Genomic DNA, 24,215 nt, shown 5'->3' with positions numbered 1-24,215 from the left:
CGGGCTCACACTAACGCTCCTGGTTGTAGGTGCTATCAGGGCTGAAGCCCTGGCCATTCGTGTCACTGCTCGAGTTGCGTCCCCGCTGGACGCCGCGGCGCAGGTTGCTCAGCCTGCCCCGCACTTCCTCGGGGTCGCGGGAGACCTGGGGGCCGCCCTGTGGGGTCTGTTCCGCGGTGCCCTCGACCAGATTGGCCTTGGGCACCCGCCGGGGGAGCCCGGACGAGGTGACCCCGCCCGCCTTCGGCTCCTTGAGGCGCTCGGCTCGCTGCCAGCGCTCGTCGTTGGACGAACGCCAGTCGTCCTTGCCCTCGCTCGGGGCGGGGGAACTCTCGTTCCCGTTCGCACCGGAGGAGCCCCTGCGGGGGAGGCCCGCGTCGGTCATCTCGTGGACGACGGACGGAGTCGGTCCCGGCCGGTCGAAGCCTACGCGCTCGTCGTCGGCCGCGGGGGCCGCCTGCGCGGATTCCGCTTCCTGGCCGTACTCGGGCTGGTAGCCGTCAGCGGTGGGCCAGTCGTCCTGACGGGACCGCTCCGGATAGGGCAGCTGCTGGTCCTGGTAGCCGGCCGCACCACCCTGGTAGTGCTGCTCGGCCGTGCCGTACTGCTCGGCGCCGTAGCCGTTCTCGGCGTACTGCGCGTCGGTGTACTGCGCCTCGGCGTACTGGCCGGTGGCGTACTGCTCGTTCTCGTACGCGCCGCCCTGGTCGTACGCCGCCTGCTGGTGCTCGTCGTACGCGGGGGCCTGCTGGTCGTAGCCGCCCTGCTGCTCGTACGCACCCGGCTGCTGAGCCTGCTGCTGCGGCTCGACCTCGTCGCGGAAGAGCGGGCGGTGGGCGCCGGGCTGCTGGGCCTGTGCCTCCAGAGCCGCGCGGCGCTCCTCGCGCATCAGCGAACGGCCGACCGGGTCGAGCTCGGGCTGCGCCTCGCCGCCGTCGCCGTGGTAGCGGCTGTCGTCGAAGCCGAGCTCCGCGGCCGTGCGCAGCGGCTCGGTCTCCAGGACCTGCTGCTCCGGGATGATCGAGGAGACGGTGAACTCGTCCTGCTGCGCCTCGCCACCGCCACCGTGCGTGATCGCGTCCGGCAGCATGACCAGCGACGTGGTGCCCGCCTGCTCGCCCGAGGGGCGCAGCTGCACGCGGATGCCGTGCCGGTCGGAGAGCCGGCCGACCACGAACAGACCCATGCGCTGCGAGATCGCGGCGTCCACGGTCGGCGGGTTGGCCAGCTTGTGGTTGATGTCCGCGAAGTCCTCGGCGGTGAGGCCGATGCCCTTGTCATGGATCTCGACCATGACGCGGCCGTCGGGCAGCCGGGTCGCGGTGACGCGGACCTTGGTCTGCGGGGAGGAGAACGTGGTGGCGTTCTCCAGGAGCTCGGCGAGCAGGTGCACGAGGTCGGTCACGGCCAGGCCGTGGATCTCGGCCTCCGGGACGCCGGCCAGCTCGATGCGCTCGTACTGCTCCACCTCGGAGGAGGCGGCGCGGAGCACGTCGACCAGCGGGACCGGCTGGTCCCAGCGGCGACCCGGCTCCTCGCCGGAGAGGACCAGGAGGTTCTCGCCGTTGCGGCGCATACGGGTCGCCAGGTGGTCCAGGCGGAAGAGGTTCTCCAGCTGGTCCGGGTCGGCCTCGTTGTTCTCCAGGTCGGTGATGAGGGTCAGCTGGCCCTCGATCAGCGACTGGTTGCGGCGCGACAGGTTGGTGAAGATCGCGTTGATGTTGCCGCGGAGCAGCGCCTGCTCGGCGGCGAGCCGCACGGCCTCGCGGTGCACCTGGTCGAAGGCGCGGGCGACCTCGCCGATCTCGTCCGTGGAGTTGATCGGGATGGGCTGCACGCGGGTGTCCACGCGGCCCGGGTCGGTGCGCGACAGCTGGTCGACCAGCATCGGCAGGCGCTGCTCGGCGATGCCGAAGGCGGCGGTACGCAGCTGGCGCATCGCCTTGGACATCTGGCGGGCCATCATCCCGGCCAGGATGAAGGCGGCGAGCAGCGCGAGCACCACGATGGCACCGGTGATGTACGCGTTGCGCTGCGCGGTGGCGGCGATGTCGGACGCCTCGTCCACGGCCTTGTCGGCGAGGTCCGACTCGATGGTGCGGTAGGCGTCGAACTTGGCGGTGGTGGTGGCCCACCAGGCCTTGGGCGTGATGCCCTTGCCGGCCAGCTCGACGCGCGCGCTCGGCTGGGTGCTCGGCATGGTGGCGATGGCCGCGACCATCTTGTCCTGCGTGAGGGCCGGGCCGCCCTGCTTCTCGGCGGCGGCCGCCAGCTCCTTCTTGGCGTCCTCCAGCTTGGCGACGTCCTCGGGGGTGCCGCCGCCGGTGTACTCCTCGATGGCGATGCGCTCCAGGTAGGCGTACGAGGAGAACGAGGTGCGCTGGAGCGTGAAGGAACCGGTGCCGGGGCCCGGCTCGACCAGGAGGTGCGTGCCGATGGACCGCTGGAGGGAGAGCGCTGCCTTGGAGAGGGAGATCGCGTAGACGGTGCGGCCGTAGCTGGTGATGTTGCCGGTGCCCAGACCGAGCTCGTTGGCGAACTCCATCAGCGGGTGCTGGATGGCGACGTAGCCCTCTTCGGTCTTCACACCGGGAAGCTTGGTGGTGTACGCGGCCTGGCGCAGCGGGGCGAGCTTCGGCTCGACCTTGTGGAAGGCGCCGAGACGACGGTTGAGGCCTTCCTTGTCCGGCATGCTCTCCGCCGCGGACTTGAACTCGGCGGCGGCGCGGTCGGTGGCCTTGCGGGCCTTGACGACGACCGGGTCGTTCCGCTTGCCGCGCAGCAGGGGAGCGGCGGTGAGGTCGCGCTCCTCGATGAGGCGGTTGCCGTAGTTGAGCGAAGCCCGCACGAGACGGGCGGTGCTCTCGGCGTCCTGGGCCTCGCTCCAGGTGTCGATGGAGCCCTTCACCTGGAAGCCGCCCATGACGAGACCGACGAGCACGGGTATGAGCAGGATCGCGTTCAGTCTGGTCGGCACGCGCCAGTTGCGGGGCGACATCCGTCCGCCGGAGGGAGCCGGGGACTCGTTGCCGGGGGCGGCGCTCACGTCAACGGGGGACGCCGCTGTGCGCGGCGGCGGGGTGAAGTTGCCCCGCGCGTCCCCGGTGGGGGATGCCGCGGGACTCGGCTTGCTTCGCCTCACTCGACCAACAACCTCTCGGCGGCGGCACTCACGTCGTGCCGCTGTCGTCTCCAAGGCCCGTGCTACTGGGCAGTTCAGCGCATTCCAGCACGTCAGGGGCTGCTCTTCCAAACAGTAGGAAGGGCCGGTTCCGAGTGGTGTAAGCCTCAGATAAATCGGTCATAAAGAGCGAGCCCCGCCAAAAGGCGGGGCTCTTGTGAGCACAGCGACACCAGGTGACCGCGACGCGTGGCGGTTACCTTGCAATTCTCTGTCGAAACGTTATGAACACGGCGCACGGCCGTGTCAAAGGACACAGGCTACTCCGGTTTGACTACGACAACTGCCGTACGGACCTGCCTACTTGAGACGTGCCATAAGTGCGTGTTCGACCAGCGTGATCAGGCCACTCTTTGCGTCCGCACGGTGTCGCGCATCGGTCGTGATGATCGGCGTTCCCGGGCCGATCTGCAGCGCCTCGCGCACCTCGTCGGGCGTGTACGGCTGGTGGCCGTCGAAGCCGTTGAGGGCGATGACGAACGGCAGCCCGCTGTTCTCGAAGTAGTCGACGGCGGGGAAGCAGTCGGCGAGCCTGCGGGTGTCCACGAGCACGACCGCGCCGATGGCGCCGCGCACGAGGTCGTCCCACATGAACCAGAAGCGGTCCTGACCGGGCGTACCGAAGAGGTACAGGATCAGGTCCTGGTCCAGGGTGATGCGACCGAAGTCCATGGCGACGGTGGTCGTCGTCTTGTCCCCGGTGTGGGTCAGGTCGTCGATGCCCGCGGACGCGGACGTCATGACGGCCTCGGTGCGCAGCGGGTTGATCTCGGAGACGGCCCCGACGAACGTGGTCTTGCCCACGCCGAAGCCGCCCGCCACCACGATCTTCGCGGAGGTGGTGGAGCGGGCCGAGCCCGAGTCACTAGAGCTGGCGAAGTCCACTGAGCACCCTTTCGAGCAGTGTCACGTCTGGCTGGCCGCCGGCGCTCTCGTCGCCGCCGGGCTGGTGGATGGCGACGAGCCCGGCCTCCGCCAGGTCCGCCACGAGGATCCGGGCCACCCCGAGCGGCATCGAAAGGAGCGCGGAGACCTCGGCCACCGACTTGACCTCACGGCACAGGTGGCAGATCCGCTGGTGCTCGGGGAGCAGCCCCATCAGCTGGGCCGGGTCGGCCGTGGTGCTCACCAGCGCCTCGATGGCGAGCTGGTAGCGGGGCCGGGTCCGGCCGCCGGTCATCGCGTAGGGCCGCACCAGCGGCTGGTCGCCCTCCATTCCGTACGAGGCGTCGCCGTACGGGTTGTGAGAGGCGGTGGGCGGGGTCATGGATCCTCCGGGCGGGACAGCAGGTCATCTGCGTGTGCCGTCTGACAGAGCCGGTGGGGGCAGTGTGGCGGCCGGACGGTTGGTCAGTACGTTCGGTCGGTGGGGCGGCCGAAGGGGTAAGGCTTCGGAGCGTGCTCCGGGCTAGTGGAGCAGGCTGCCCTGCAGCTCGGCGCGGAGGTCCGGGGTGAGGACGGCGCCCGCGCGGTCGACGAGGAGGGCCATCTCGTACCCGACGAGGCCGATGTCGCACTCGGGGTGCGCGAGCACCGCCAGGGACGAGCCGTCGGAGACGGACATGATGAAGAGGAACCCCCGCTCCATCTCCACCACGGTCTGGGTGACGGTGCCGCCCTCGAAGATCCGGGAGGCCCCGGCGGTCAGCGAGGTCAGGCCGGAGGCGACCGCGGCGAGCTGGTCGGCGCGGTCGCGGGGGAAGCCTTCGGACATCGCCAGAAGGAGTCCGTCGGCGGAGACCACCACTGTGTGGGACACCCCGGGGGTGTTGTCCACGAAGTTGGTGATCAACCAGTTCAGATTCTGTGCCGCCTGGCTCATCGGGCTCAACTAACGCTCCTGCTGGTGAGTGGGGCGAGGGAAACTGCCGGTCTGGCCGGTACCGGCCTGGCGCCCCTGCTGGATGCCCCGACGGAGATTCGTCAGCCGGCCGCGTACGTCATCGGGCGCACGCGAGACCTGCGGACCTGTGCTGTCCTGCTGCTGCTGGGCCGTGCCCGCGACCAGATTGGCCCGCGGGACGCGGCGCGGCAGTCCGGATGTGGTGACGCCGCCCGCGGTGGGCTGCCGGACGCGCTCGGCCTGGCGGCCCAGCTCGTCGTTGGGGGAGGAGCGCCAACCGCTCGGCATGCCGTTGCCGTTGGTGCCGCCTCCGCCCGCGGGCGCGGCGTTCGGGTCCTGGCGCTGGGGGCGCGAGGGGAGCGGGCGCTGCGGCGGCTCGGCGGCCTGGCGCGGCGCGGCCTCGGGGGCCTGCCTGCCCTGCTGCTCCTGCGGCGCGGCCTGCCGGTGCTGCTGCTCGTGCTGGGCTGCCTGGCGGTGCTGCTGCTCCTGCTGGGCCGCCTGCTGGTTCTGCTGCGCCGCCTGCTGCTGGGCCGCCTGCTGGTTCTGCTGCTGCTGGAACCAGTTGGTCTCCAGCGTGTCGAACAGCGGCGTACGGCCGTCGCCGGGGCCGGCCGGGGGCAGGGGCTCGGGCTCGGCGGGCTGGAGGGGCTGCGCGGGCTGGAGGTGCGGGTTCTGCTGCGGGTTCTGGTTCTGGTTCTGCTGAGCCTGTCGGCCCTGCGGCGCCTGACCCGGGCCCTGGCCCTGCCCCTGAGCGGGACCCTGGCCCTGGCCCTGGCCGCGGCGCGGGGCCGGCGGGCGCGGCACGGTGTAGTCGGGCATCTCCCGATTGCCGTGCTGCGCCGGGGCGTTGGACTGGTTCTGGGGCTGGTTCTGGTTCTGCTGCTGGTTCTGCGGCAGACCCTGGTTCTGGTTCTGGTTCTGTCGGCCACCCTGGCCGCCCTGGCCGCCGAAGACGTCCGAGCGGACGAACTGGCCGGTGGAGCCGCTGTCCTGCGGCGCCGGCGTGCCGGGCGCCGGGGCGTCGAAGTCCGGGCGGGCGAACTCCGCGGTGGAGCCGGGACCCTGCCGGTCGTCCGCACCAGCCGTGGGCTGGGGGAACTGGCCGGTGGACTCGTGCTCCTCGTGGCCCCGCGGGGTGTCGAAGGGCTCACGCGCCACCTGCGGCTGCGCGTTCTCGTCGCTCCAGCTGGGCACACGCGGCTGCGGGTTGCCCCCGGGCAGCTCGGCGCGCGGTCCGCCGCGGGGCGGCAGCTGGGGCCTGCGGCCCTGGTCACCGGCGTCGGCCTGGGAGTTCGCCGGAGGCTTCATGGCGTTCGTACGCTGCTGGGGCACCGGAGGCTGCGGCGCGTTGCCGCCGCGACCGCGCTGCGGCGCCTGCGGCTGACCGCCCTGCGGACGCTGGCCCTGGCCCTGACCGGATGCCTGACCGAGACCCAGACCGGGACCCTGCCCCTGGCCGGGACCCTGGCCCTGGCCGGGACCCTGGCCCTGGCCGGGACCCTGCGACTGACCCGGACCCTGACCCTGGCCCGGACCACGACCCTGAGCCGGACCCTGGCCCTGCCCCTGACCCGTGTCCCGGGAAGGCAGCGCGGCCCGCGGACCCGAGCCCGCGACCTGCTGGCGCGGCGCACCGGCACCGAGCAGCCCGGGGCCGCCCTGAGCGCCGGCACCGGGGCCACCGCCGAGCGCGGGACCACCGCGGCCGGGACCGCCGGTCAGACCGGGACCGTTGCCACCCGCACCGACACCGCGTCGCGCGGCAGCGGCACCGGCCGCGGCCTGCGCCGCCGCGGGACCGCCGGTCGGGGAGGGCGCACCGGGCTTGCCCGGCATCTTCTTGCCGCCCTGGGCGACGTCGACGGGCAGCATGACCAGCGCGGTCGTACCACCGGAGTCGGACGGGCGGAGCTGAATGCGGATGCCGTGGCGCTGCGACAGACGGCCGACCACGAACAGACCCATGCGGCGGGAGACGGAGACGTCCACGGTGGGCGGCGAGGCGAGCCGCTCGTTGATCGCGGCGAGGTCCTCGGGGGAGAGGCCGATGCCGGTGTCGTGGATCTCGATGAGGACGCGGCCGTCGGGCAGCGCGTGACCGGTGACCTTGACCTTGGTCTGCGGCGAGGAGAACGACGTCGCGTTCTCGAGCAGCTCGGCGAGGAGGTGCACGAGGTCGTTGACGACGCGTCCGGCGACCTCGGTCGCGGGCACCGAGGAGAGCTCGATGCGCTCGTACTGCTCCACCTCGGACGCGGCGGCACGCAGCACGTCGACGAGCGGCACGGGCCGGGTCCAGCGACGGCCGGGCTCCTCACCGGCGAGGACGAGGAGGTTCTCGCCGTTACGGCGCATGCGGGTCGCGAGGTGGTCGAGCTTGAAGAGCGAGGACAGCTGGTCCGGGTCGGCCTCGCGCGACTCCAGCTCGGAGATGAGCGAGAGCTGGCGCTGGATGAGGCCCTGCGAACGGCGCGACAGGTTGGTGAACATCGCGTTGACGTTGCCCCGGAGGAGGGCCTGCTCGGCGGCGAGGCGGACGGCCTCGCGGTGCACGTCGTCGAAGGCCGCGGCCACCTGGCCGATCTCGTCCCGGGAGTGCACACCGACGGACTCGACGGAGGTGTCGACGTCCTGCGGGTCCGACTCCGAGAGCTGCTTGACCAGCTCGGGCAGGCGGTCCTGGGCGACCTTGGTCGCGGTGTCCTGGAGCCGGCGCAGCGAGCGGATCATGGAGCGGGCCACGACGAACGCGCCGACGAGCGAGACGCCGAGCACGAGCAGGATCAGCGCACCGTTGAGGATGGCCGACTGCTCCGACTCGTTGCGCAGCTCGCGGGCCTTCTGCTCCATCTCGCCGAGCAGCGTCAGCTCGATCTTCGCCATCGCGTCGATCTTGGTGGTGTCGGCGTCGACCCAGTCCTTGTAGGACCGCTTGTCCTGGAGCTTGATGCCGCCTTCCTGCTCGAGCACGCGCTTGGCGTACTCGTTGGCGCCCTTGATCGCGGGGTTGGCGCCGTCGATGGGCTTGGTCAGCTCACCGGCGTTGCCCGCGTAGATCTTGCTGAAGGTCTGGAGCTCCGAGCGCTCCTTCTCGTTGGCGCTGAGGCCGAAGGTGCGGTCGGTCTCGGAGATCTTGCCGTACTCGTTGTCGTTCGCCGGCAGGGCCGCGGCGATGATCGCGCGCTGTACGGACGCGTACTCCTTGGCCGACGAGAAGGCGGCCAGCGAGCGCGTGCGCTGGATCATGTCCGGGTTGCTGGTCGCCTGCGCCATGTCCTGCGACAGCTTGAGGAGCTGCTCGACGAGCTGGCTGTACGCCTCGACGGTCTGCGAGGTGGAGCCCTTGTCGGCGAAGGCCTGCTTGCGGACGTCGTTGATGCCCTGCAGCTGCTGGGTGATCTGGACGGCGCTGTGCCGGACGCCGAGGAGGCCCTTCTCGCCGTCGGTGTCGTTGAGGTCCTGGGTGCCCTGCAGGAAGTTCCGGTAGACCCGGTCGGTCTTCTCGCGAGCGCCCTTGACCGTGTAGTCCGAGGCGTTCGCGCCGTGCGCGAGGGGGCCTGCGGACTTGTCGCGCTCCTCCTGGAGCGCCGCGGCCAGCTCCGTGGCCTGCTTGGTCATCTCGGTCAGCAGCTTCATGTTGTCGAGCTGCTGGATCTCGTCCAGGGACGAGTTGATGCGGAGCGCGCCGAGCGAGGTCGCGGTGATCACGGGGAGCGCGAGCAGCGAGACCAGACGGGTGGAGATGCGCCAGTTGCGCAGGGCTATTCGTGAGCCGGGGCCGGGCGTCTTGGTGCCGGACGGTCCTTTGCCCTTGCTCTTGGCCGAGGCGGCGGTCGAGCCGCTGCCGACGGTGCCCTGGCGTGCGGCCCCGGGGCCGCTGTCGCCGGGCGTACCCGGTCCGGGGTTCTGGGCGTGCTGGGGCGAGGAGCCGCGCTCCGGCTCCGCCGGAGCATCCCCTCGGCCGCGGTCGGCCTGGGGAGACCCCTTGCCATCCCTCTTGAAACGTCCCTGCACTAGCGTCGCAACCTCTGGACCAGGCGTCCTGCCGGATAACGGCGGGACGGTGTCGGCGTCGTGGGGCGGCAAGCGCCCCCTATGTGGTCGTGAGTGACCGGCGCTTGCTCCCCCTCCCCGCCGCCACTCGGCGCTGCGTTGCGCCCCTGCGCGCCGGTTCGATCCCGCGGCGGTCCCGGGAATTCCAGCACAGTGCCGGATCTCCAACAAGGCCCGTGTGTCGCGCCACGGCCTACGTGACGCGTTGTGAGTGGGGAGTCACCAGACGTAGAAAGTGATCTAGCAAAAAACGGACTGATCCCCACAAAGCTCCTGCCAGTGGGGGGTGTCCCAGTCTTCATGATCAGGAGCGGAATGGTGCCTTCAGTGGCGCAATGTCCGTTTCCAACGGGCTGACCCCAGGCCTGGATTGACCTTTTTGTCCGCTCCGTCGTGAGCAAACTCACATGAAGATCAAGGCGTCTTCCGGACTTTGGCCGGGAATTGGATGTTTAGCCTGACGCTTTACAGGGATGGCGAATCCGACAAGCCGCGTCCATCACGTGACGCCTCAACCGACAAGGTCCGAACAGCAGATGAAGACTGTGAAGTCGACGATGTTCCGCAACATAGCCAACCCGCGCCGCACCACTCTCGCGCACCTCAAGGACGCGGACGACGTCCAGGCCGCGCCCGAGCAGCCGGAGCACGCCGTCGAGCTGCCGACGCAGACCGCCAACCCGAAGCGCACGATCCTCATGGACGCGCCGGAGCAGCCCGCCCCCGTAGCGGGTTAATGGCGGGAGGTCGGACCCGCCTGCCGCGTTAGCCTGGAGTGTCACACTCCACCCATTCCAGCAAGGGGCCAAGGCACACGTGCGCATCGCCAGGTTCTCCATCGACGGCAACGTCGCCTTCGGCGCGGTCGAGGGCGAAAGTCCCCCCGGAACGACCGATGGGCTCGTCCTCGACATCATCAAGGGCATCCCGTTTGCGGACTTCGAGCTCTCCGGCACGAAGGTCCCGCTGAGCAAGGTCAGGCTGCTGCCCCCGGTGCTCCCCAACAAGGTCGTGGGCATCGGCCGCAACTACGCGGACCACGCGGCGGAGCTCGGCAACGAGGTCCCCGACGTCCCGGTCGCGTTCTTCAAGCCGTCCACCTCCGTGGCGGGCCCCGGCGACGCCATCGTGTACCCCTCCTTCTCGCAGGAAGTGCACCACGAGGCCGAGCTGGCCGTGGTCATCGGCCGCATGTGCCGCGAGGTCCCGCGCGAGCGCGCCCGCGACGTCATCCTCGGCTACACCTGCGCGAACGACGTCACCGCGCGTGACGTGCAGAAGCGCGAGAAGCAGTGGGCCAGGGCCAAGGGCTTCGACACCGCCTGCCCGCTCGGCCCCTGGGTGGAGACCGACCTCGACCCCTCCGACCTCACCATCCAGTGCACGGTCAACGGCGAACAGCGCCAGCTGGGGCGTACGGCCGAGATGGTCCGCTCCGTCGAGGACCTGATCGTGCACATCTCCGAGGCCATGACGCTGCTCCCCGGCGACGTCATCCTCACGGGCACCCCGGCAGGCGTCGGGCCGCTCAATGTCGGCGACGAGGTCGCCGTCACCATCGAAGGCATCGGCACTCTCACCAACAAGGTGATCAAGCGTGGCTAACGCGACCCCCGTACGCGTACGGTTCTGTCCCTCGCCGACCGGCAACCCCCACGTGGGCCTGGTCCGCACCGCCCTCTTCAACTGGGCCTTCGCCCGGCACAACGAAGGCACCCTGGTCTTCCGCATCGAGGACACCGACGCCGCGCGCGACTCCGAGGAGTCGTACGAGCAGCTCCTCGACTCGATGCGCTGGTTGGGCTTCGACTGGGACGAGGGCCCCGAGATCGGCGGCCCGCACGCGCCGTACCGCCAGTCGCAGCGCATGGACATCTACCGGGACGTCGCGGCCAAGCTCCTGGACGGCGGCTACGCCTACCCCTGCTACTGCACCACCGAGGAGCTGGACGCCCGCCGCGAGGCCGCCCGCGCCGCCGGCAAGCCGTCCGGTTACGACGGCCACTGCCGCGACCTCACCGCCGAGCAGAAGCAGGCGTACGAGACCGAGGGCCGCAGCCACATCGTCCGCTTCCGCATGCCGGACGAGGCCACCACCTTCACCGACCTGGTCCGCGGCGAGATCACCGTCCAGGCGGAGAACGTCACCGACTACGGCATCGTGCGTGCCAACGGCGCCCCGTTGTACACGCTGGTCAACCCGGTCGACGACGCCCTGATGGAGATCACCCACGTCCTGCGCGGCGAGGACCTGCTCTCCTCCACCCCGCGCCAGATCGCGCTCTACAAGGCGCTGATCGAACTCGGCGTCGCGAAGGCGATCCCCGAGTTCGGCCACCTGCCGTACGTCATGGGCGAGGGCAACAAGAAGCTCTCCAAGCGCGACCCGCAGGCGTCCCTCAACCTCTACCGCGAGCGCGGCTTCCTGCCCGAGGGCCTCCTGAACTACCTGTCGCTCCTCGGCTGGTCGTTCTCCGCGGACCAGGACGTCTTCTCGATCTCCGACATGGTCGCGAAGTTCGACCTCGCGGACGTCAACGCGAACCCGGCCCGCTTCGACCTCAAGAAGGCCGAGGCGATCAACGCCGACCACATCCGCATGCTGGACGTGAAGGCCTTCGCCGAGGCCTGCGAGCCGTGGCTGCAGGCCCCGCACGCCAACTGGGCGCCCGAGGACTTCGACGAGGCGGCCTGGCAGGCCATCGCGCCGCACGCGCAGACCCGCCTCAAGGTCCTCTCCGAGATCACCGACAACGTCGACTTCCTCTTCCTCCCGGAGCCGGTCTTCGACGAGGCCAGCTGGACGAAGGCCATGAAGGAGGGCTCCGACGCCCTTCTGCGCACGGCCCGCGCCAAGCTGGAGGCGGCCGACTGGACCTCCCCCGAGTCCCTCAAGGAGGCCGTCCTGGCCGCCGGCGAGGAGCACGGCCTGAAGCTCGGCAAGGCCCAGGCCCCCGTCCGCGTGGCCGTCACCGGCCGCACGATCGGCCTGCCCCTCTTCGAGTCCCTGGAGATCCTGGGCAAGGAGAAGACGCTGACCCGCATCGACGCGGCCCTGGCGAAGCTCACCGCGTAGCAGCGCGTACGCAGCCGAAGCTCACCGCGTAGCAGCGCGTACGCAGCCGAAGGACCCGGAAGCCACCACGGCTCCCGGGTCCTTCGCATACGGTCGAACCATGCCGATCAGAGCCGTGGTCTGGGACATCGACGACACCATCTTCGACTACGCGCGCGCCGACAGCGCCGGCATGCACGCGCATCTCACCGCCGAGGGACTCCTGGAGCGGTACGAGTCCGCGGAGCGGGCCCTCGGGCGGTGGCGGGAGCTCACCGAGCGGCACTGGGCCCGCTTCGGCGCCGGTGGCGTGACCTTCGAGGAGCAGCGCCGCGATCGGGTGCGGGACTTCCTCGACGCCCCCGGACTGAGCGACGCCGACGCCGACGCCTGGTTCGACCGTTACGTCGGTCACTACGAATCGGCCTGGTCCCTCTTCCCCGACACCGTGCCCACCCTGGACGCCCTCGCCGGCGACTACCGCCACGCGGTGCTCTCCAACTCCGCCCTGTTCGTCCAGGAGCGCAAGCTGCGCCTGCTCGGCGTCCGCGACCGTTTCGAGGCCGTGCTGTGCGCCGCCGACCTGGGCGTGTCCAAGCCCGCAGCCGAGGCGTTCCTCGCGGTCTGCGCACACCTGGGCCTGGCGCCCGCCGAGATCGCCTACGTCGGCGACCAGCCGGAGATCGACGCCAGGGGCGCGAGGGACGCCGGCCTCGTCGGGATCTGGCTCGACCGCAGCGGCACGGCGGGGGACGGCCCGACCGGAGTGCACCGCATCAAGGACCTCTCCGAGCTCCCCGCGCTGCTGCGTGGGGATACCCGTTTTGGAGCGCCGTCCACCTTCGGGTAATGTTCTTCCTGCGCCGCCCGAGAGGGCCGAAAGGTCCGGCCGGGAAGCGCAAGTCAAACAAAACCCCTTCCGGGGGTGGCGCTTTGATGGCCTATGGTGTAATTGGCAGCACGACGGTTTCTGGTTCCGTTAGTCTAGGTTCGAGTCCTGGTAGGCCAGCTCGCAGAGCTCATCTGCAAACTGTGGATCTCATCCACAATGCCCCCGTTGTGTAGCGGCCTAGCACGCCGCCCTCTCAAGGCGGTAGCGCCGGTTCGAATCCGGTCGGGGGTACAGATCCTTCCCGCGGGGACAGATCGGGTCGCACCCACTGTCACTGATGCAGGATCGCTAGGGCCCCCGTTGTGTAGCGGCCTAGCACGCCGCCCTCTCAAGGCGGTAGCGCCGGTTCGAATCCGGTCGGGGGTACTGTAGGTACTAGGCATGGTCTAGACCACATTGGGCTATGGTGTAATTGGCAGCACGACGGTTTCTGGTTCCGTTAGTTTAGGTTCGAGTCCTGGTAGCCCAGCTGGATCACGCGGTGACGCAAGATCCTCGCCCCCGTTGTGTAGCGGCCTAGCACGCCGCCCTCTCAAGGCGGTAGCGCCGGTTCGAATCCGGTCGGGGGTACAGAAACGGCAAGGGGCCTTCCCGTGAGGGAGGGCCCCTTCGTCATTCCCCCGGGCACTGCTGCCCGAAGCGGCGGCGGGACTCCTCCGCCTGCGCGATGCGGCGCAGGCTCAGCAGCACCGGCTCGTACAGCACCGTCAGAGCGACCGCCGCCTCCAACTGCTCGTCGGGCGAGTCGAACCGCTCGATCAAATCCAGGTCGGTCGCGGCCAGTTGGCCCCCTACGCGCGCGTAGGGCGCCAAGTCGTCCACCGAGCACGGGTAGCCGAGCCGCGTCAGGGCGGCGACCGCGGTCACCAGCATCCGGTAGGCCGGGGACTCGGCCCCGTACTCCACGGCGGTCTCCCAGCCGAGACGCACCAGCAACGCGTCCACCGTCCGCCCTGCCTCCTCCTGCTGCGCCACGTCCTGCCCGGCGGACTCCGCGGTGTGCGGCAGGGCCCAGACGGCCGTGCCCAGACGGGAGTTGTGGTCCAGGGACTCGTCCTCCAGGGCGGTCAGGACCTCACGCGCCGACGCGACAGGGACCCGGCCCACCTGGATCAGCGCCCGCACGAGCCGGAGCCGCCGCAGATGCCCGTCGTCGTACTCCGCCTGCGTCGCCGTCACGCGACGGCCCGGCGGGAGCAGCCCCTCGCGCAGGTAGTACTTGATCGTGGCCGTGGGGATCCCGCTGAGCCTGCTCAGCTCCGCCAGCTTCATCGGTCGTGCCTCCTCTTGCGCCTCCCTTTGGGGAGTGGCACTATCCAAACATGGATAGCGGAACTATCCAACGCTCGGCCACAGCCATGCCAAGGGGGAAACACCATGAGCAGCAAGCCGATCGAGGGGCGCATGACCGCGGACGCGCAGGAGGGCGTCGTCGTCTTCCACATCGGGATGCGCATCAACAACTACCGTGCCGTGCGCAGTTGGTGGCCCGTCGCCGTGGCCATGCCGCGCATGCTCAAGGAACTGTCGCGGGACCGGGAGAGCGGACTGCTGGGGTACCGGCTGCTGCTCGGCGGACCGCGTCTGGTGTACGTCGTGCAGTACTGGGAGTCGCAGGAGAAGCTGCTGGCGTACGCGGAGGACCGGGACAAGGAGCACCGGCCCGCGTGGGCGGCCTTGAACCGCCGCATCAGGGAGGGCAAGGGGAAGGTCGGCTTCTGGCACGAGACGTTCGTCGTGCCGGCCGGTGCCCACGAGGCGGTCTACATCAACATGCCGGCGTTCGGTCTGGGGGAGGCCCTGGGCGTGATCCCCGTCGGCCGCCGCGGAGACCGGGCCGCCGACCGCCTGAAGGTGGCCTGACGACGGCCTGGGCGCACAAAGAAGCGCCGGAAGGGGCCGCCGCGGCGTTGGGGCGGCTCCTTCCGGCGCTGTGCTGCGTGCGACGGGCGCTGTCCGGCGCGCTGAGCGCCGGGCCGTGTGTCAGCCCGAGCGGCGCAGGGCCTCGGAGAGGCGGCCCGCCGCGTCGATGACCGCCTGCGCGTGCATACGGCCGGGGTGGCGGGTCAGGCGCTCGATGGGTCCGGAGACCGAGACGGCGGCCACCACGCGGTTCGAGGGGCCGCGCACGGGCGCCGAGACGGACGCGACGCCCGGCTCGCGCTCGCCGATCGACTGGGCCCAGCCACGGCGGCGTACACCCGAAAGGGCCGTGGCCGTGAAACGGGCGCCTTGGAGGCCGCGGTGCAGGCGCTCCGGCTCCTCCCAGGCCATCAGGATCTGGGCCGACGAGCCCGCCTTCATGGTGAGCGTCGAGCCGACGGGGACGGTGTCCCTCAGGCCCGAGAGGCGCTCGGCCGCGGCCACGCAGATACGCATGTCGCCCTGCCGGCGGTACAGCTGCGCGCTCTCGCCCGTGACGTCGCGCAGGTGCGTGAGGACCGGGCCCGCCGTGGCGAGCAGGCGGTCCTCGCCCGCCGCCGCCGCGAGCTCCGCGAGGCGCGGGCCCAGAATGAAACGGCCCTGCATGTCCCGCGCCACCATCCGGTGGTGTTCCAGTGCCACGGCCAGTCGGTGAGCCGTGGGTCGTGCGAGCCCGGTGGCCGCGACCAAGCCCGCGAGGGTGGCCGGACCGGACTCCAGAGCGCTCAAGACAAGGGCCGCCTTGTCCAGAACGCCGACGCCGCTAGAGTTGTCCATGCGTCGATACTCGCGTCTCACTCTGTGAAACGCAAGTTCAATTTTCTGCGAGACGCGCCACTCTGTACGAGCGATCCGCGGACCAACGGATTTCGCGGCCGACGTGCGGCACGAGGGGTACGCGCGTCGGCGAACAGATTCTCTAGTTGGGCCGGCGAAGCGGCCGGTCGGAGGGAAAGCGATGGGTAGGACACTCGCGGAGAAGGTCTGGGACGACCACGTCGTCCGGCGCGCCGAGGGCGAGCCCGACCTCCTCTACATCGATCTGCACCTGCTGCACGAGGTGACCAGCCCCCAGGCCTTCGACGGCCTCCGCCAGGCCGGCCGTCAGGTGCGGCGGCTCGACCTCACCATCGCCACCGAGGACCACAACACCCCGACCCTCGACATCGACAAGCCCATCGCCGACCCGGTCTCGCGGGCCCAGCTGGAGACGCTGCGCAAGAACTGCGCCGAGTTCGGCGTACGCCTGCACCCGCTGGGCGACGTCGAGCAGGGCGTCGTCCACGTGGTGGGACCCCAGCTGGGACTGACCCAGCCCGGCACCACCGTCGTCTGCGGCGACTCGCACACCTCCACCCACGGCGCCTTCGGCGCGCTGGCGTTCGGCATCGGCACCTCCCAGGTCGAGCACGTCCTCGCCACCCAGACGCTGCCGATGGCCCGCCCCAAGACCATGGCCATCACCGTCGACGGCGAGCTGCCCGACGACGTCACGGCCAAGGACCTGATCCTCGCCATCATCACGAAGATCGGCACCGGCGGCGGCCAGGGCTACGTCCTGGAGTACCGCGGCTCCGCCATCGAGAAGCTCTCGATGGAGGCGCGGATGACCATCTGCAACATGTCCATCGAGGCGGGCGCCCGCGCCGGGATGATCGCCCCGGACGCGACCACCTTCGACTACATCAAGGGCCGCGCCCACGCACCGCAGGGCGAGGACTGGGACGCCGCGGTGGCGTACTGGAAGACGCTGAAGACCGACGACGACGCGGTCTTCGACGCCGAGGTCTACATCGACGCCACCTCGCTGGCGCCGTTCGTCACCTGGGGCACCAACCCGGGCCAGGGAGCGCCCCTTTCGGCGAGCGTCCCCGACCCGGCTTCGTACGAAGACGCTTCGGAGCGGTACGCCGCCGAAAAGGCCCTGGAGTACATGGGGTTGACCGCGGGGCAGCCGCTGCGCGACATCAAGGTCGACACCGTCTTCGTAGGCTCCTGCACCAACGGCCGCATCGAGGACCTGCGCGCGGCGGCCTCCGTCGTCGAGGGCCGCAAAGTCGCCGACGGCGTGCGGATGCTGGTCGTCCCCGGCTCGGTCCGGGTCTCCCTGGAGGCCGTCGCGGAGGGCCTGGACAAGGTCTTCATCGCCGCGGGGGCCGAATGGCGGCACGCCGGCTGCTCGATGTGTCTGGGCATGAACCCCGACCAACTGGCGCCCGGCGAGCGCTCGGCCTCGACGTCGAACCGCAACTTCGAGGGCAGGCAGGGCAAGGGCGGACGCACCCATCTGGTCTCCCCGCAGGTCGCCGCCGCCACCGCGGTCACCGGCCACCTCGCCTCGCCCGCCGACCTGTCCGATGCCCCCGTGACCGCCGGAGCCCGATAACCATGGAAGCATTCACCAAGCACACCGGCCGGGCCGTCCCGCTGCGCCGCAGCAACGTGGACACCGACCAGATCATCCCCGCCCACTGGCTCAAGAAGGTCACCAGGGACGGCTTCGAGGACGGGCTCTTCGAGGCCTGGCGCAAGGACCCCGAGTTCGTCCTCAACCGTCCCGAGCGGCAGGGCTCCACGGTCCTGGTCGCCGGACCCGACTTCGGCACCGGCTCCTCCCGCGAGCACGCCGTGTGGGCGCTGCAGAACTTCGGCTTCAAGGCCGTCATCTCGTCCCGCTTCGCCGACATCTTCCGCGGCAACTCGCTGAAGAACGGCCTGCTCACCGTCGTGCTCGACCAGAAGGTCGTGGACGCGCTCTGGGAGCTGACCGAGCGGGACCCGCAGGCCGAGATCACCGTCGACCTGGAGGACCGCCAGGTCCGCGCCGAGGGCGTCACCGCCGACTTCGAACTCGACGAGAACGCCCGCTGGCGGCTCCTGAACGGCCTGGACGACATCAGCATCACGCTGCGGAACGAGCCGGACATCGCCGCGTACGAGACCGGGCGCCCCTCGTACAAGCCGCGGACCGTTCAGGTCTGACAGCCCGCAACACCTCACAACAGCCTGCTGTACCCCCAATCGTGGACGGTTGGGGGTACATCTGTGTGTGCCTCCCGAGAGGGCCCCGCTGACCTGAACGGGTGGACTCAACTCCCTTGTCCGGGAAGGAAGAAGAGGCTGGAAATCCCCTTGTACTCGGCGCGACGGGGTACCCTCAGGAAGGCGGCGGACGGCGGCAGTTACCCCCTGCGGAGGCGACAACTCGCCCCAGATGGCACAATCGGTGCATGGGACGTGACAGCCAACTCGAGCTCTACGGGCTCGTCGCGGACCAACTGAAGGAAGCGCACTCCCGAGTGCGCGCACTGCAAGTCCCGGAGGGCGTACGGATGGCGCTGACCCGGAAGCTGCTGGTCATTACGGCCGCGGCCAAACACGATCTCGCCGATGCGGCAAGGCGTCTGGAGCGATTGATGGCGTCCCTCGACGAAGCAGACGAGGGCCGATTCCCCCAAGACCCCTGAGTCGCAGCCTCAACGGGCCTTCGAGGAACTCCGAGATGGGCCACTTCGTTGCGGCACAAGGGTGATTAGCCCGTTTCGTGTTTGATTTGCGGTATATATCTGCCTAACGTGCGAAAAAGCCGGAGTATTTCGCTCCCGGCAATGTCTCCGAAGGGGAAGACGTGAACAAGGCGCAGCTCGTAGAAGCGATTGCCGACAAGGTTGGAGGCCGCCAGCAGGCCGCCGACGCCGTCGACGCGGTCCTGGACGCCGTCGTCCGTGCCGTGGTCGGCGGGGACCGTGTTTCGGTCACCGGCTTCGGCTCGTTCGAGAAGGTCGACCGCCCGGCCCGTTACGCCCGCAACCCCCAGACCGGGGAGCGCGTGCGCGTCAAGAAGACCTCGGTGCCGCGCTTCCGCGCCGGTCAGGGCTTCAAGGACCTGGTCAGCGGCTCGAAGAAGCTCCCGAAGAACGATGTCGCGGTCAAGAAGGCGCCCAAGGGCAGCCTGACCGGCGGCGCTTCGGCGACGGTCAAGAAGGCCGCGGCCAAGAAGGCCACCGCGAAGAAGGCGACCCCGGCGGCGAAGAAGGCCACCACCGCCAAGAAGACCGCCGCGAAGAAGAGCACCGCCACCGCCAAGAAGGCCACGGCGACTGCCAAGAAGGCGACGGCGACGGCGAAGAAGACCGCCACGAAGTCGACGGCCAAGAAGGCCACCCCTGCGGCGGCGAAGAAGGCCACCACCGCCAAGAAGGCGACGCCGGCGGCCAAGAAGGCCACCGCCAAGAAGACCGCGCCGGCGAAGAAGGCCACGGCCAAGAAGGCGCCCGCCAAGAAGTCCACGGCGCGCAAGACGACCGCCAAGAAGACCACGGCCCGCAAGAAGTAGGGCACGAGGGCACTCACGCGCCGGGCCGGGCTCCCACGGGGGAGCCCGGCCCGCGTCGTGCGCCCGGACGGACCTCAGAACGTCTGCAGGGTCACCAGGGTGATGCGGCGCGCGTCGCCCTCGTCGGTGACCTCGATGCGTACCCGCTGCCCCGGCCGCAGCAGCCGCAGCCCGCCCGCATCGAAAGCGGGCGCATCGAAGGGCACGGGAGTCCCGTCGTCGAGCAGCACACTGCCGCTGCGGGTCTCGGAGTCGTACGTGTACGCGGTCGCCTGCATGGAAAGCAGCGTACTCAGTCGGCGATGAGCAGGCGCGCCGCGGCCGCGGCGGTGCGCGGCCCCACGCCGAGTGCGAGAGCGGCCCGCAGGTCCTCCCCGGTGTCCACGTCCTGGCGTACGGAATCGATCCCGTCGAGTCCGAGTTCCACGGCCCCGGACGCCGAATGCCGGGCCCGCGAGTCCGGCCCGAAAGCGGGACGCAATTGCGTCCCCGGCGTCGCGCACAGCAGCGTCGTCCCGATTCCTGCGGCATCCGGCATGAATGCGCGGGGAAATGCGGCGGCACTGTCGAGAGCGCGGGCCAATTCCATGGGGCGCAGTGCGGGCAGGTCGGCGTTCAGGGCCGCGACGGCCGCGTCGGGCCGCTCGGCGCGCACCCGGGCCGCCCCGTGCGCCAGTGCGGCGTTCAGGCCCCCTCCGGGCTCGTCGGCGAGAATTCGGGCGCCCAGCGCCGCGAGCTCCCGGCCTGCCAGAGAGTCGTCCGTGACGACCGCCACATCCCGCACCGCCCGGCATGCCGCCGCGGCGGCCACGGTGTCCTGTGCGAATGCCAGGGCGAGACCCGGGCGCAGACCGTCCCCGGACGCGGCGGCGAGCCTGCTTTTGGCGCGCGCCAGCGATTTCACGGGTATGACCAGGGTCCATTGCACGAGCGCTCCGTCCTTCGCGTCGCGCCCATTGTGACCTGCCGACGGACGAGGGGCGGTGGCCGGAGACGGGTGGGCGTACGGTGTTCTCGACAGACCGGCAGCCTGGGGCGACACTTGTGCGGCCGGCCAGGTTCATGGAGGAAGGTGTCCGAGTGTCCCGCCGCAGAATCGGCTTCTGGTACCGCCTTGCGGCGGTCATTGCAAAACCGCCGCTCGTGGTTCTGTTCAAGCGGGACTGGCGTGGAATGGAGCACATTCCGGCCGACGGTGGATTCATCACCGCGGTGAATCACAACTCGCATATCGACCCGTTCTCGTACGCGCACTACCAGTACAACACGGGGCGAGTGCCGCGATTCCTGGCAAAGGACGCGCTTTTCAAGGGCGGATTCGTCGCCAAGGTGATGAAGGGCACGGGCCAGATCCCGGTCTACCGCGAGACCACGAACGCGCTCGACGCCTTCCGCGCCGCCGTCGACGCCATCGCGCGCGGCGAGTGCGTCGCCTTCTACCCCGAAGGCACCCTCACCAGGGACCCCGACATGTGGCCGATGACCGCCAAGTCCGGTGCCGCGCGGGTCGCTCTGGAGACCAAGTGCCCGGTGATTCCCGTCGCGCAGTGGGGCGCCAACCTCGCTCTTCCGCCGTACAGCAAGAAGCCCGCCTTCTTCCCGCGGAAGACCCTCCAGGTGAAGGCGGGCCCGCCCGTCGACCTGTCGCGCTTCCACGACAAGGAGCCGACGCCCGAGGTGCTGCGCGAGGTGACCGAGACCATCATGGCCGCGATCACCGAACTCCTGGAGGAGATCCGGGGCGAGAAGGCCCCCGAGACGCCGTACGACCCGCGCAGGGCCCGGCAGGAGCAGCGACGCAGGGCAGCGCGCTGCCGCGCCGCGCAGGGCACCACAGAGAGCACCACGAAGAACACCTCGGAGGACAGCAAGTGACGAACCCCGTGAACTCGGCAGAGCCCGTGAAGGCCGCCGTCTTCGGAACGGGCTCCTGGGGCACGGCCTTCGGCATGGTGCTCGCCGACGCGGGCTGTGACGTCACCCTGTGGGGCCGCCGCGCCGAACTCGCCGACGCGGTCAACTCCACGCGGACCAACCCGGACTACCTCCCCGGCGTGCGGCTCCCGGAGAACCTCCGGGCGACCACCGACCCGGCCGAGGCCGCCGCGGACGCCGACTTCACCGTCCTCGCCGTACCGTCGCAGACCCTGCGCGCCAACCTCGCCGAGTGGGCCCCGCTGCTCGCCCCCGAGACCGTCCTCGTCTCCCTCATGAAGGGCGTCGAACTGGGCTCCGCCATGCGGATGAGCGAGGTCGTCGAGGACGTCACGAAGGTCCCCACGGACCGGATCGCCGTCGTCACGGGCCCCAACCTCGCCCGTGAGATCGCCGCCCGCCAGCCCGCCGCCGCCGTGGTCGCCTGCCGGGACGAAGCCGTCGCGCAGCGCCTCCAGACGGCCTGCCACACGCCGTACTTCCGCCCGTACACGAACACCGACGTGGTCGGCTGCGAGCTCGGCGGCGCCGTGAAGAATGTCATCGGTCTCGCCGTGGGCATCGCGGACGGCATGGGCCTCGGCGACAACGCCAAGGGCTCGCTCATCACGCGCGGCCTCGCCGAGACCACCCGGCTCGGACTCGCCATGGGCGCCGACCCGCTCACGTTCTCCGGACTCGCGGGCCTCGGCGACCTGGTGGCCACCTGCTCGTCGCCGCTGTCGCGCAACCACACCTTCGGCACCAACCTCGGCAAGGGCATGACCCTCCAGGAGACCATCGCGGTCACCAAGCAGACCGCCGAGGGCGTCAAGTCCTGCGAGTCCGTGCTGGATCTGGCCCGCAGGCACGGCGTCGACATGCCGATCACCGAGACGGTCGTGGGCATCGTGCACGAGGGCACGCCCCCGGTGGTCGCCCTCAAGGACCTCATGTCGCGCAGCGCCAAGCCCGAGCGCCGCTGACGGCGCCGACTGACTACTGCGGGACCAGCGGGTACTCTCAACGCGATATGAGCAGCGAGAACCTCCCCCAGAGCCCTGAGCAGCCGCTCCGCAAGCCGCGTGTGGCCGTCGTGTTCGGCGGCCGCAGCTCGGAGCACGGCATCTCCGTCGTCACGGCCGGTGCCGTGCTGCGCGCGATCGACCGCTCCAAGTACGACGTCCTGCCGATCGGCATCACCACGGACGGCCGTTGGGCGCTGACCGCCGACGAGCCCGAGCGGATGGCCATCGCCGACCGCCGGATGCCGAACGTCGCCGAGATCGCCGACTCCGTAGAAGGCGGCGTCGTGCTCCCGGTCGACCCCGGCAACCGCGAGGTCGTCTACAGCGAGCCCGGCTCCGTGCCCAAGGCGCTCGGCGAGGTCGACGTCGTCTTCCCGATGCTGCACGGTCCCTACGGAGAGGACGGCACCCTCCAGGGCCTGCTCGAACTCTCCGGAGTGCCCTACGTCGGCTCCGGAGTCCTCGCCTCGGCCGTCGGCCAGGACAAGGACTACATGAAGCGGGTGTTCGCCTCCTTCGGGCTGAACGTCGGCCCGTACCTGGTGATCCGCCCGCGCGAGTGGCGGCAGGACGAGGCGGGCGCCCGGCAGCGCATCGCGGACTTCGCCGGCGAGCACGGCTGGCCGCTGTTCATCAAGCCCGCGCGCGCGGGCTCCTCGATCGGCATCACGAAGGTCGACTCCTTCGACGGTCTCGACGAGGCCATCGCCGAGGCACAGCGCCACGACCCCAAGATCATCGTCGAGGCGCTGCTGCGCGGCCGTGAGATCGAGTGCGGCGTCCTGGAGTTCGAGGACGGGCCGCGCGCGAGCGTCCCGGCCGAGATCCCGCCCGTGCAGACGCACGACTACTACGACTTCGAGGCGAAGTACATCGACTCGACGCCCGGCATCGTGCCCGCGCCGCTGACGCCCGAGCAGACCGCGGAGATCCAGCGGCTCGCCGTCGAGGCGTTCGAGGCGGCGTCCTGCGAGGGCCTGGTGCGCGCGGACTTCTTCCTCACCGAGGACGGCCGGTTCGTGATCAACGAGATCAACACCATGCCGGGCTTCACGCCCATCTCGATGTACCCGCAGATGTGGGAGAAGAGTGGCGTCAGCTACCCGGAGCTGGTGGACCGCCTCATCCAGGCGGCCCTCAACCGCTCCACGGGCCTGCGCTGACCCACGCCCGAGGTGCCGCCCCCGTCAGGGGGCGACCCCCTTGGGGATCGTCTGCTTGATGGGGGCGGCGAAGTCCGTGAGCGGACTGAGGCCGCCCCCCGCCCGCTCCGCAGGCAGCGTCACCTCCACATAGGCGAGGCGCGCCCCGGTGGTGAAGGTGTAGGAGCCGTCGTCGTGCTTCTGCAGCAGCCAGGCGACACCGTTCACGTTCACGCTGTTCTTCTCGGCGTACGCGAAGTCGATCATCTCCGGGGGCCGCTCCACACCGCAGCGCAGTATGATCGCCGGGTCTCCCCACCCCGCGGTCAGCTCGGACTTCGGCCCGGGGTCGGTCCGCCCGAGACCGTCGACCTTCTCCGGGAGCTTCTCGTGCAGGTCCCGGCAGAGTCCCGCGGCCTTCGCGGCCGGGGACGGAACCACCACCGACGCCTCGTCGTCCGAAGATGAGCAGGCCGCCGTCGTGATCAACAGTGCGAGGGCGGACGTTCCTGTGAGGCAGCGGCGCCGGAGACGGGGGAAGTTCACCGGGCCAGGGTAGACGGGGGCTACAAGTGCACGACCGGGCAGGTCAGGGTTCGGGTGATGCCGTCCACTTGCTGGACCTTGGCGACCACCATGCGGCCGAGTTCGTCGACCGTGTCCGCCTGCGCGCGCACGATGACATCGTAGGGTCCGGTCACGTCCTCGGCCTGGATCACTCCCGGGATCTTGCCGATCAGCTCGGCGACGGTCGACGCCTTGCCGACCTCGGTCTGGATCAGGATGTACGCCTGTACCACGGAACCTCCAGGGCGGCCACGAGGATCATGTGGGGGGAGAAAGGGACG

23 protein-coding genes and 5 tRNA genes are annotated in these 24,215 nt (G+C 70.2%); 17 read left to right on the top strand and 11 right to left on the bottom strand.

Annotation, left to right across the window (positions count from 1 at the left end):
• Positions 1–10: 10 nt before the first annotated feature.
• From ACZ56E_RS29180 to ACZ56E_RS29160, 5 genes are all read right to left on the bottom strand, one after another.
• Positions 11–3,142, bottom strand: coding sequence for a sensor histidine kinase (locus ACZ56E_RS29180; RefSeq protein WP_471218671.1), 3,132 nt, complete (start codon positions 3,140–3,142; stop codon positions 11–13).
• 339 nt (positions 3,143–3,481) lie between these two features.
• The gene (locus ACZ56E_RS29175) at positions 3,482–4,066 is read right to left on the bottom strand and encodes a GTP-binding protein (protein WP_362998169.1); all 585 of its coding nucleotides are present in this window, start codon (positions 4,064–4,066) and stop codon (positions 3,482–3,484) included.
• The gene (locus tag ACZ56E_RS29170; protein ID WP_362998167.1) at positions 4,047–4,448 is read right to left on the bottom strand and encodes a DUF742 domain-containing protein; all 402 of its coding nucleotides are present in this window, start codon (positions 4,446–4,448) and stop codon (positions 4,047–4,049) included. The genes ACZ56E_RS29175 and ACZ56E_RS29170 overlap by 20 nt, the downstream gene beginning before the upstream one ends.
• A 141-nt stretch (positions 4,449–4,589) precedes the next feature.
• Positions 4,590–5,003 (bottom strand): roadblock/LC7 domain-containing protein, encoded by a 414-nt coding sequence (locus tag ACZ56E_RS29165; protein ID WP_030787430.1) that lies wholly within the window; start codon positions 5,001–5,003, stop codon positions 4,590–4,592.
• Positions 5,004–5,012: 9 nt separating this feature from the next.
• Positions 5,013–9,038, bottom strand: coding sequence for a sensor histidine kinase (locus tag ACZ56E_RS29160; protein WP_471218669.1), 4,026 nt, complete (start codon positions 9,036–9,038; stop codon positions 5,013–5,015).
• A gap of 575 nt (positions 9,039–9,613) precedes the next feature.
• Here ACZ56E_RS29160 and ACZ56E_RS29155 point away from each other — a divergent pair.
• From ACZ56E_RS29155 to ACZ56E_RS29115, 9 genes are all read left to right on the top strand, one after another.
• Positions 9,614–9,814: a hypothetical protein gene (locus ACZ56E_RS29155; RefSeq protein WP_398308761.1), complete on the top strand. Its 201-nt coding sequence runs from the start codon at positions 9,614–9,616 to the stop codon at positions 9,812–9,814.
• 79 nt (positions 9,815–9,893) lie between these two features.
• Positions 9,894–10,682 (top strand): fumarylacetoacetate hydrolase family protein, encoded by a 789-nt coding sequence (locus ACZ56E_RS29150; RefSeq protein ID WP_362998161.1) that lies wholly within the window; start codon positions 9,894–9,896, stop codon positions 10,680–10,682.
• Entirely contained in the window at positions 10,675–12,153 is a 1,479-nt protein-coding gene (gene gltX, locus ACZ56E_RS29145) for a glutamate--tRNA ligase (protein ID WP_471218667.1), read from the top strand. Before ACZ56E_RS29150 ends, gltX begins: the two co-directional genes overlap by 8 nt.
• Positions 12,154–12,253: 100 nt before the next feature.
• The gene (locus tag ACZ56E_RS29140) at positions 12,254–12,982 is read left to right on the top strand and encodes an HAD family hydrolase (protein ID WP_471218664.1); all 729 of its coding nucleotides are present in this window, start codon (positions 12,254–12,256) and stop codon (positions 12,980–12,982) included.
• Between the two features lie 87 nt (positions 12,983–13,069).
• Positions 13,070–13,141, top strand: a tRNA-Gln gene (locus ACZ56E_RS29135).
• A gap of 41 nt (positions 13,142–13,182) precedes the next feature.
• Positions 13,183–13,255, top strand: a tRNA-Glu gene (locus ACZ56E_RS29130).
• Between the two features lie 62 nt (positions 13,256–13,317).
• Positions 13,318–13,390, top strand: a tRNA-Glu gene (locus ACZ56E_RS29125).
• Positions 13,391–13,421: 31 nt separating this feature from the next.
• A tRNA-Gln gene (locus tag ACZ56E_RS29120) sits at positions 13,422–13,493 on the top strand.
• A gap of 28 nt (positions 13,494–13,521) precedes the next feature.
• Positions 13,522–13,594, top strand: a tRNA-Glu gene (locus tag ACZ56E_RS29115).
• A 42-nt stretch (positions 13,595–13,636) separates the two neighbouring features.
• Here ACZ56E_RS29115 and ACZ56E_RS29110 read toward each other — a convergent pair.
• Positions 13,637–14,296, bottom strand: a complete 660-nt coding sequence (locus ACZ56E_RS29110) for a MerR family transcriptional regulator (protein WP_471218662.1) — start codon at positions 14,294–14,296, stop codon at positions 13,637–13,639.
• 105 nt (positions 14,297–14,401) lie between these two features.
• On the opposite strand from ACZ56E_RS29110, the gene ACZ56E_RS29105 reads away from it, so the two are divergent.
• Positions 14,402–14,887: a DUF4188 domain-containing protein gene (locus ACZ56E_RS29105; protein ID WP_471218661.1), complete on the top strand. Its 486-nt coding sequence runs from the start codon at positions 14,402–14,404 to the stop codon at positions 14,885–14,887.
• A 120-nt stretch (positions 14,888–15,007) separates the two neighbouring features.
• Here ACZ56E_RS29105 and ndgR read toward each other — a convergent pair whose 3' ends face one another.
• Complete coding sequence (gene ndgR, locus ACZ56E_RS29100; RefSeq protein ID WP_058942291.1) at positions 15,008–15,724, bottom strand: IclR family transcriptional regulator NdgR; 717 nt, start codon at positions 15,722–15,724, stop codon at positions 15,008–15,010.
• A gap of 181 nt (positions 15,725–15,905) precedes the next feature.
• Here ndgR and leuC point away from each other — a divergent pair, with 181 nt between their 5' ends.
• The 4 genes from leuC (at position 15,906) to ACZ56E_RS29080 (ending at position 19,283) form a co-directional block, all read left to right on the top strand.
• Positions 15,906–17,333 (top strand): 3-isopropylmalate dehydratase large subunit, encoded by a 1,428-nt coding sequence (gene leuC, locus ACZ56E_RS29095; protein WP_468611466.1) that lies wholly within the window; start codon positions 15,906–15,908, stop codon positions 17,331–17,333.
• A 2-nt stretch (positions 17,334–17,335) separates the two neighbouring features.
• The gene (leuD, locus tag ACZ56E_RS29090; protein ID WP_471218658.1) at positions 17,336–17,929 is read left to right on the top strand and encodes a 3-isopropylmalate dehydratase small subunit; all 594 of its coding nucleotides are present in this window, start codon (positions 17,336–17,338) and stop codon (positions 17,927–17,929) included.
• A 248-nt stretch (positions 17,930–18,177) separates the two neighbouring features.
• Positions 18,178–18,414: an SCO5555 family protein gene (locus ACZ56E_RS29085; RefSeq protein ID WP_362998149.1), complete on the top strand. Its 237-nt coding sequence runs from the start codon at positions 18,178–18,180 to the stop codon at positions 18,412–18,414.
• A gap of 161 nt (positions 18,415–18,575) precedes the next feature.
• Positions 18,576–19,283 carry an HU family DNA-binding protein gene (locus ACZ56E_RS29080; protein ID WP_468313250.1) on the top strand — a complete coding sequence of 236 codons (708 nt, stop codon included), beginning with the start codon at positions 18,576–18,578 and terminating at the stop codon, positions 19,281–19,283.
• Between the two features lie 74 nt (positions 19,284–19,357).
• On the opposite strand, the gene ACZ56E_RS29075 is transcribed toward ACZ56E_RS29080, so the two are convergent.
• Both ACZ56E_RS29075 and cofC read right to left on the bottom strand, forming a co-directional pair.
• The gene (locus tag ACZ56E_RS29075; RefSeq protein WP_471218655.1) at positions 19,358–19,561 is read right to left on the bottom strand and encodes a hypothetical protein; all 204 of its coding nucleotides are present in this window, start codon (positions 19,559–19,561) and stop codon (positions 19,358–19,360) included.
• Between the two features lie 14 nt (positions 19,562–19,575).
• Complete coding sequence (cofC, locus tag ACZ56E_RS29070; RefSeq protein WP_471218654.1) at positions 19,576–20,211, bottom strand: 2-phospho-L-lactate guanylyltransferase; 636 nt, start codon at positions 20,209–20,211, stop codon at positions 19,576–19,578.
• Positions 20,212–20,363: 152 nt separating this feature from the next.
• Here cofC and ACZ56E_RS29065 point away from each other — a divergent pair, with 152 nt between their 5' ends.
• The 3 genes from ACZ56E_RS29065 to ACZ56E_RS29055 are packed head-to-tail and all read left to right on the top strand — an operon-like array spanning position 20,364 to position 23,388.
• The gene (locus ACZ56E_RS29065) at positions 20,364–21,158 is read left to right on the top strand and encodes a lysophospholipid acyltransferase family protein (protein ID WP_471218652.1); all 795 of its coding nucleotides are present in this window, start codon (positions 20,364–20,366) and stop codon (positions 21,156–21,158) included.
• The gene (locus ACZ56E_RS29060) at positions 21,155–22,183 is read left to right on the top strand and encodes an NAD(P)H-dependent glycerol-3-phosphate dehydrogenase (RefSeq protein WP_471218650.1); all 1,029 of its coding nucleotides are present in this window, start codon (positions 21,155–21,157) and stop codon (positions 22,181–22,183) included. The genes ACZ56E_RS29065 and ACZ56E_RS29060 overlap by 4 nt, the downstream gene beginning before the upstream one ends.
• Positions 22,184–22,230: 47 nt before the next feature.
• Entirely contained in the window at positions 22,231–23,388 is a 1,158-nt protein-coding gene (locus tag ACZ56E_RS29055; RefSeq protein ID WP_468611460.1) for a D-alanine--D-alanine ligase family protein, read from the top strand.
• Between the two features lie 24 nt (positions 23,389–23,412).
• On the opposite strand, the gene ACZ56E_RS29050 is transcribed toward ACZ56E_RS29055, so the two are convergent.
• Together ACZ56E_RS29050 and ACZ56E_RS29045 are read right to left on the bottom strand one after the other, a co-directional pair.
• Complete coding sequence (locus ACZ56E_RS29050; RefSeq protein ID WP_471218648.1) at positions 23,413–23,913, bottom strand: DUF3515 domain-containing protein; 501 nt, start codon at positions 23,911–23,913, stop codon at positions 23,413–23,415.
• Positions 23,914–23,933: 20 nt separating this feature from the next.
• Positions 23,934–24,167, bottom strand: coding sequence for an Lrp/AsnC family transcriptional regulator (locus ACZ56E_RS29045; RefSeq protein WP_016642988.1), 234 nt, complete (start codon positions 24,165–24,167; stop codon positions 23,934–23,936).
• Between the last annotated feature and the right edge of the window lie 48 nt (positions 24,168–24,215).

The sequence above is a fragment of the Streptomyces sp. NPDC039480 genome, from assembly GCF_055597165.1.
The sequence above is the reverse complement of the archived record's forward strand: the minus strand, read 5'-3'. Positions and strand labels throughout refer to the sequence as shown.

Bases quoted from the DNA above. Each gene is read 5' to 3' on its own strand.
- ACZ56E_RS29170 (WP_362998167.1), bottom strand. From the start codon at position 4,448: ATGACCCCGCCCACCGCCTCTCACAACCCGTACGGCGACGCCTCGTAC.
- ACZ56E_RS29165 (WP_030787430.1), bottom strand. From the start codon at position 5,003: ATGAGCCAGGCGGCACAGAATCTGAACTGGTTGATCACCAACTTCGTG.
- ACZ56E_RS29155 (WP_398308761.1), top strand. From the start codon at position 9,614: ATGAAGACTGTGAAGTCGACGATGTTCCGCAACATAGCCAACCCGCGC.
- ACZ56E_RS29140 (WP_471218664.1), top strand. From the start codon at position 12,254: ATGCCGATCAGAGCCGTGGTCTGGGACATCGACGACACCATCTTCGAC.
- ACZ56E_RS29110 (WP_471218662.1), bottom strand. From the start codon at position 14,296: ATGAAGCTGGCGGAGCTGAGCAGGCTCAGCGGGATCCCCACGGCCACG.
- ACZ56E_RS29105 (WP_471218661.1), top strand. From the start codon at position 14,402: ATGAGCAGCAAGCCGATCGAGGGGCGCATGACCGCGGACGCGCAGGAG.
- ndgR (WP_058942291.1), bottom strand. From the start codon at position 15,724: ATGGACAACTCTAGCGGCGTCGGCGTTCTGGACAAGGCGGCCCTTGTC.
- leuC (WP_468611466.1), top strand. From the start codon at position 15,906: ATGGGTAGGACACTCGCGGAGAAGGTCTGGGACGACCACGTCGTCCGG.
- leuD (WP_471218658.1), top strand. From the start codon at position 17,336: ATGGAAGCATTCACCAAGCACACCGGCCGGGCCGTCCCGCTGCGCCGC.
- ACZ56E_RS29085 (WP_362998149.1), top strand. From the start codon at position 18,178: ATGGGACGTGACAGCCAACTCGAGCTCTACGGGCTCGTCGCGGACCAA.
- ACZ56E_RS29075 (WP_471218655.1), bottom strand. From the start codon at position 19,561: ATGCAGGCGACCGCGTACACGTACGACTCCGAGACCCGCAGCGGCAGT.
- ACZ56E_RS29055 (WP_468611460.1), top strand. From the start codon at position 22,231: ATGAGCAGCGAGAACCTCCCCCAGAGCCCTGAGCAGCCGCTCCGCAAG.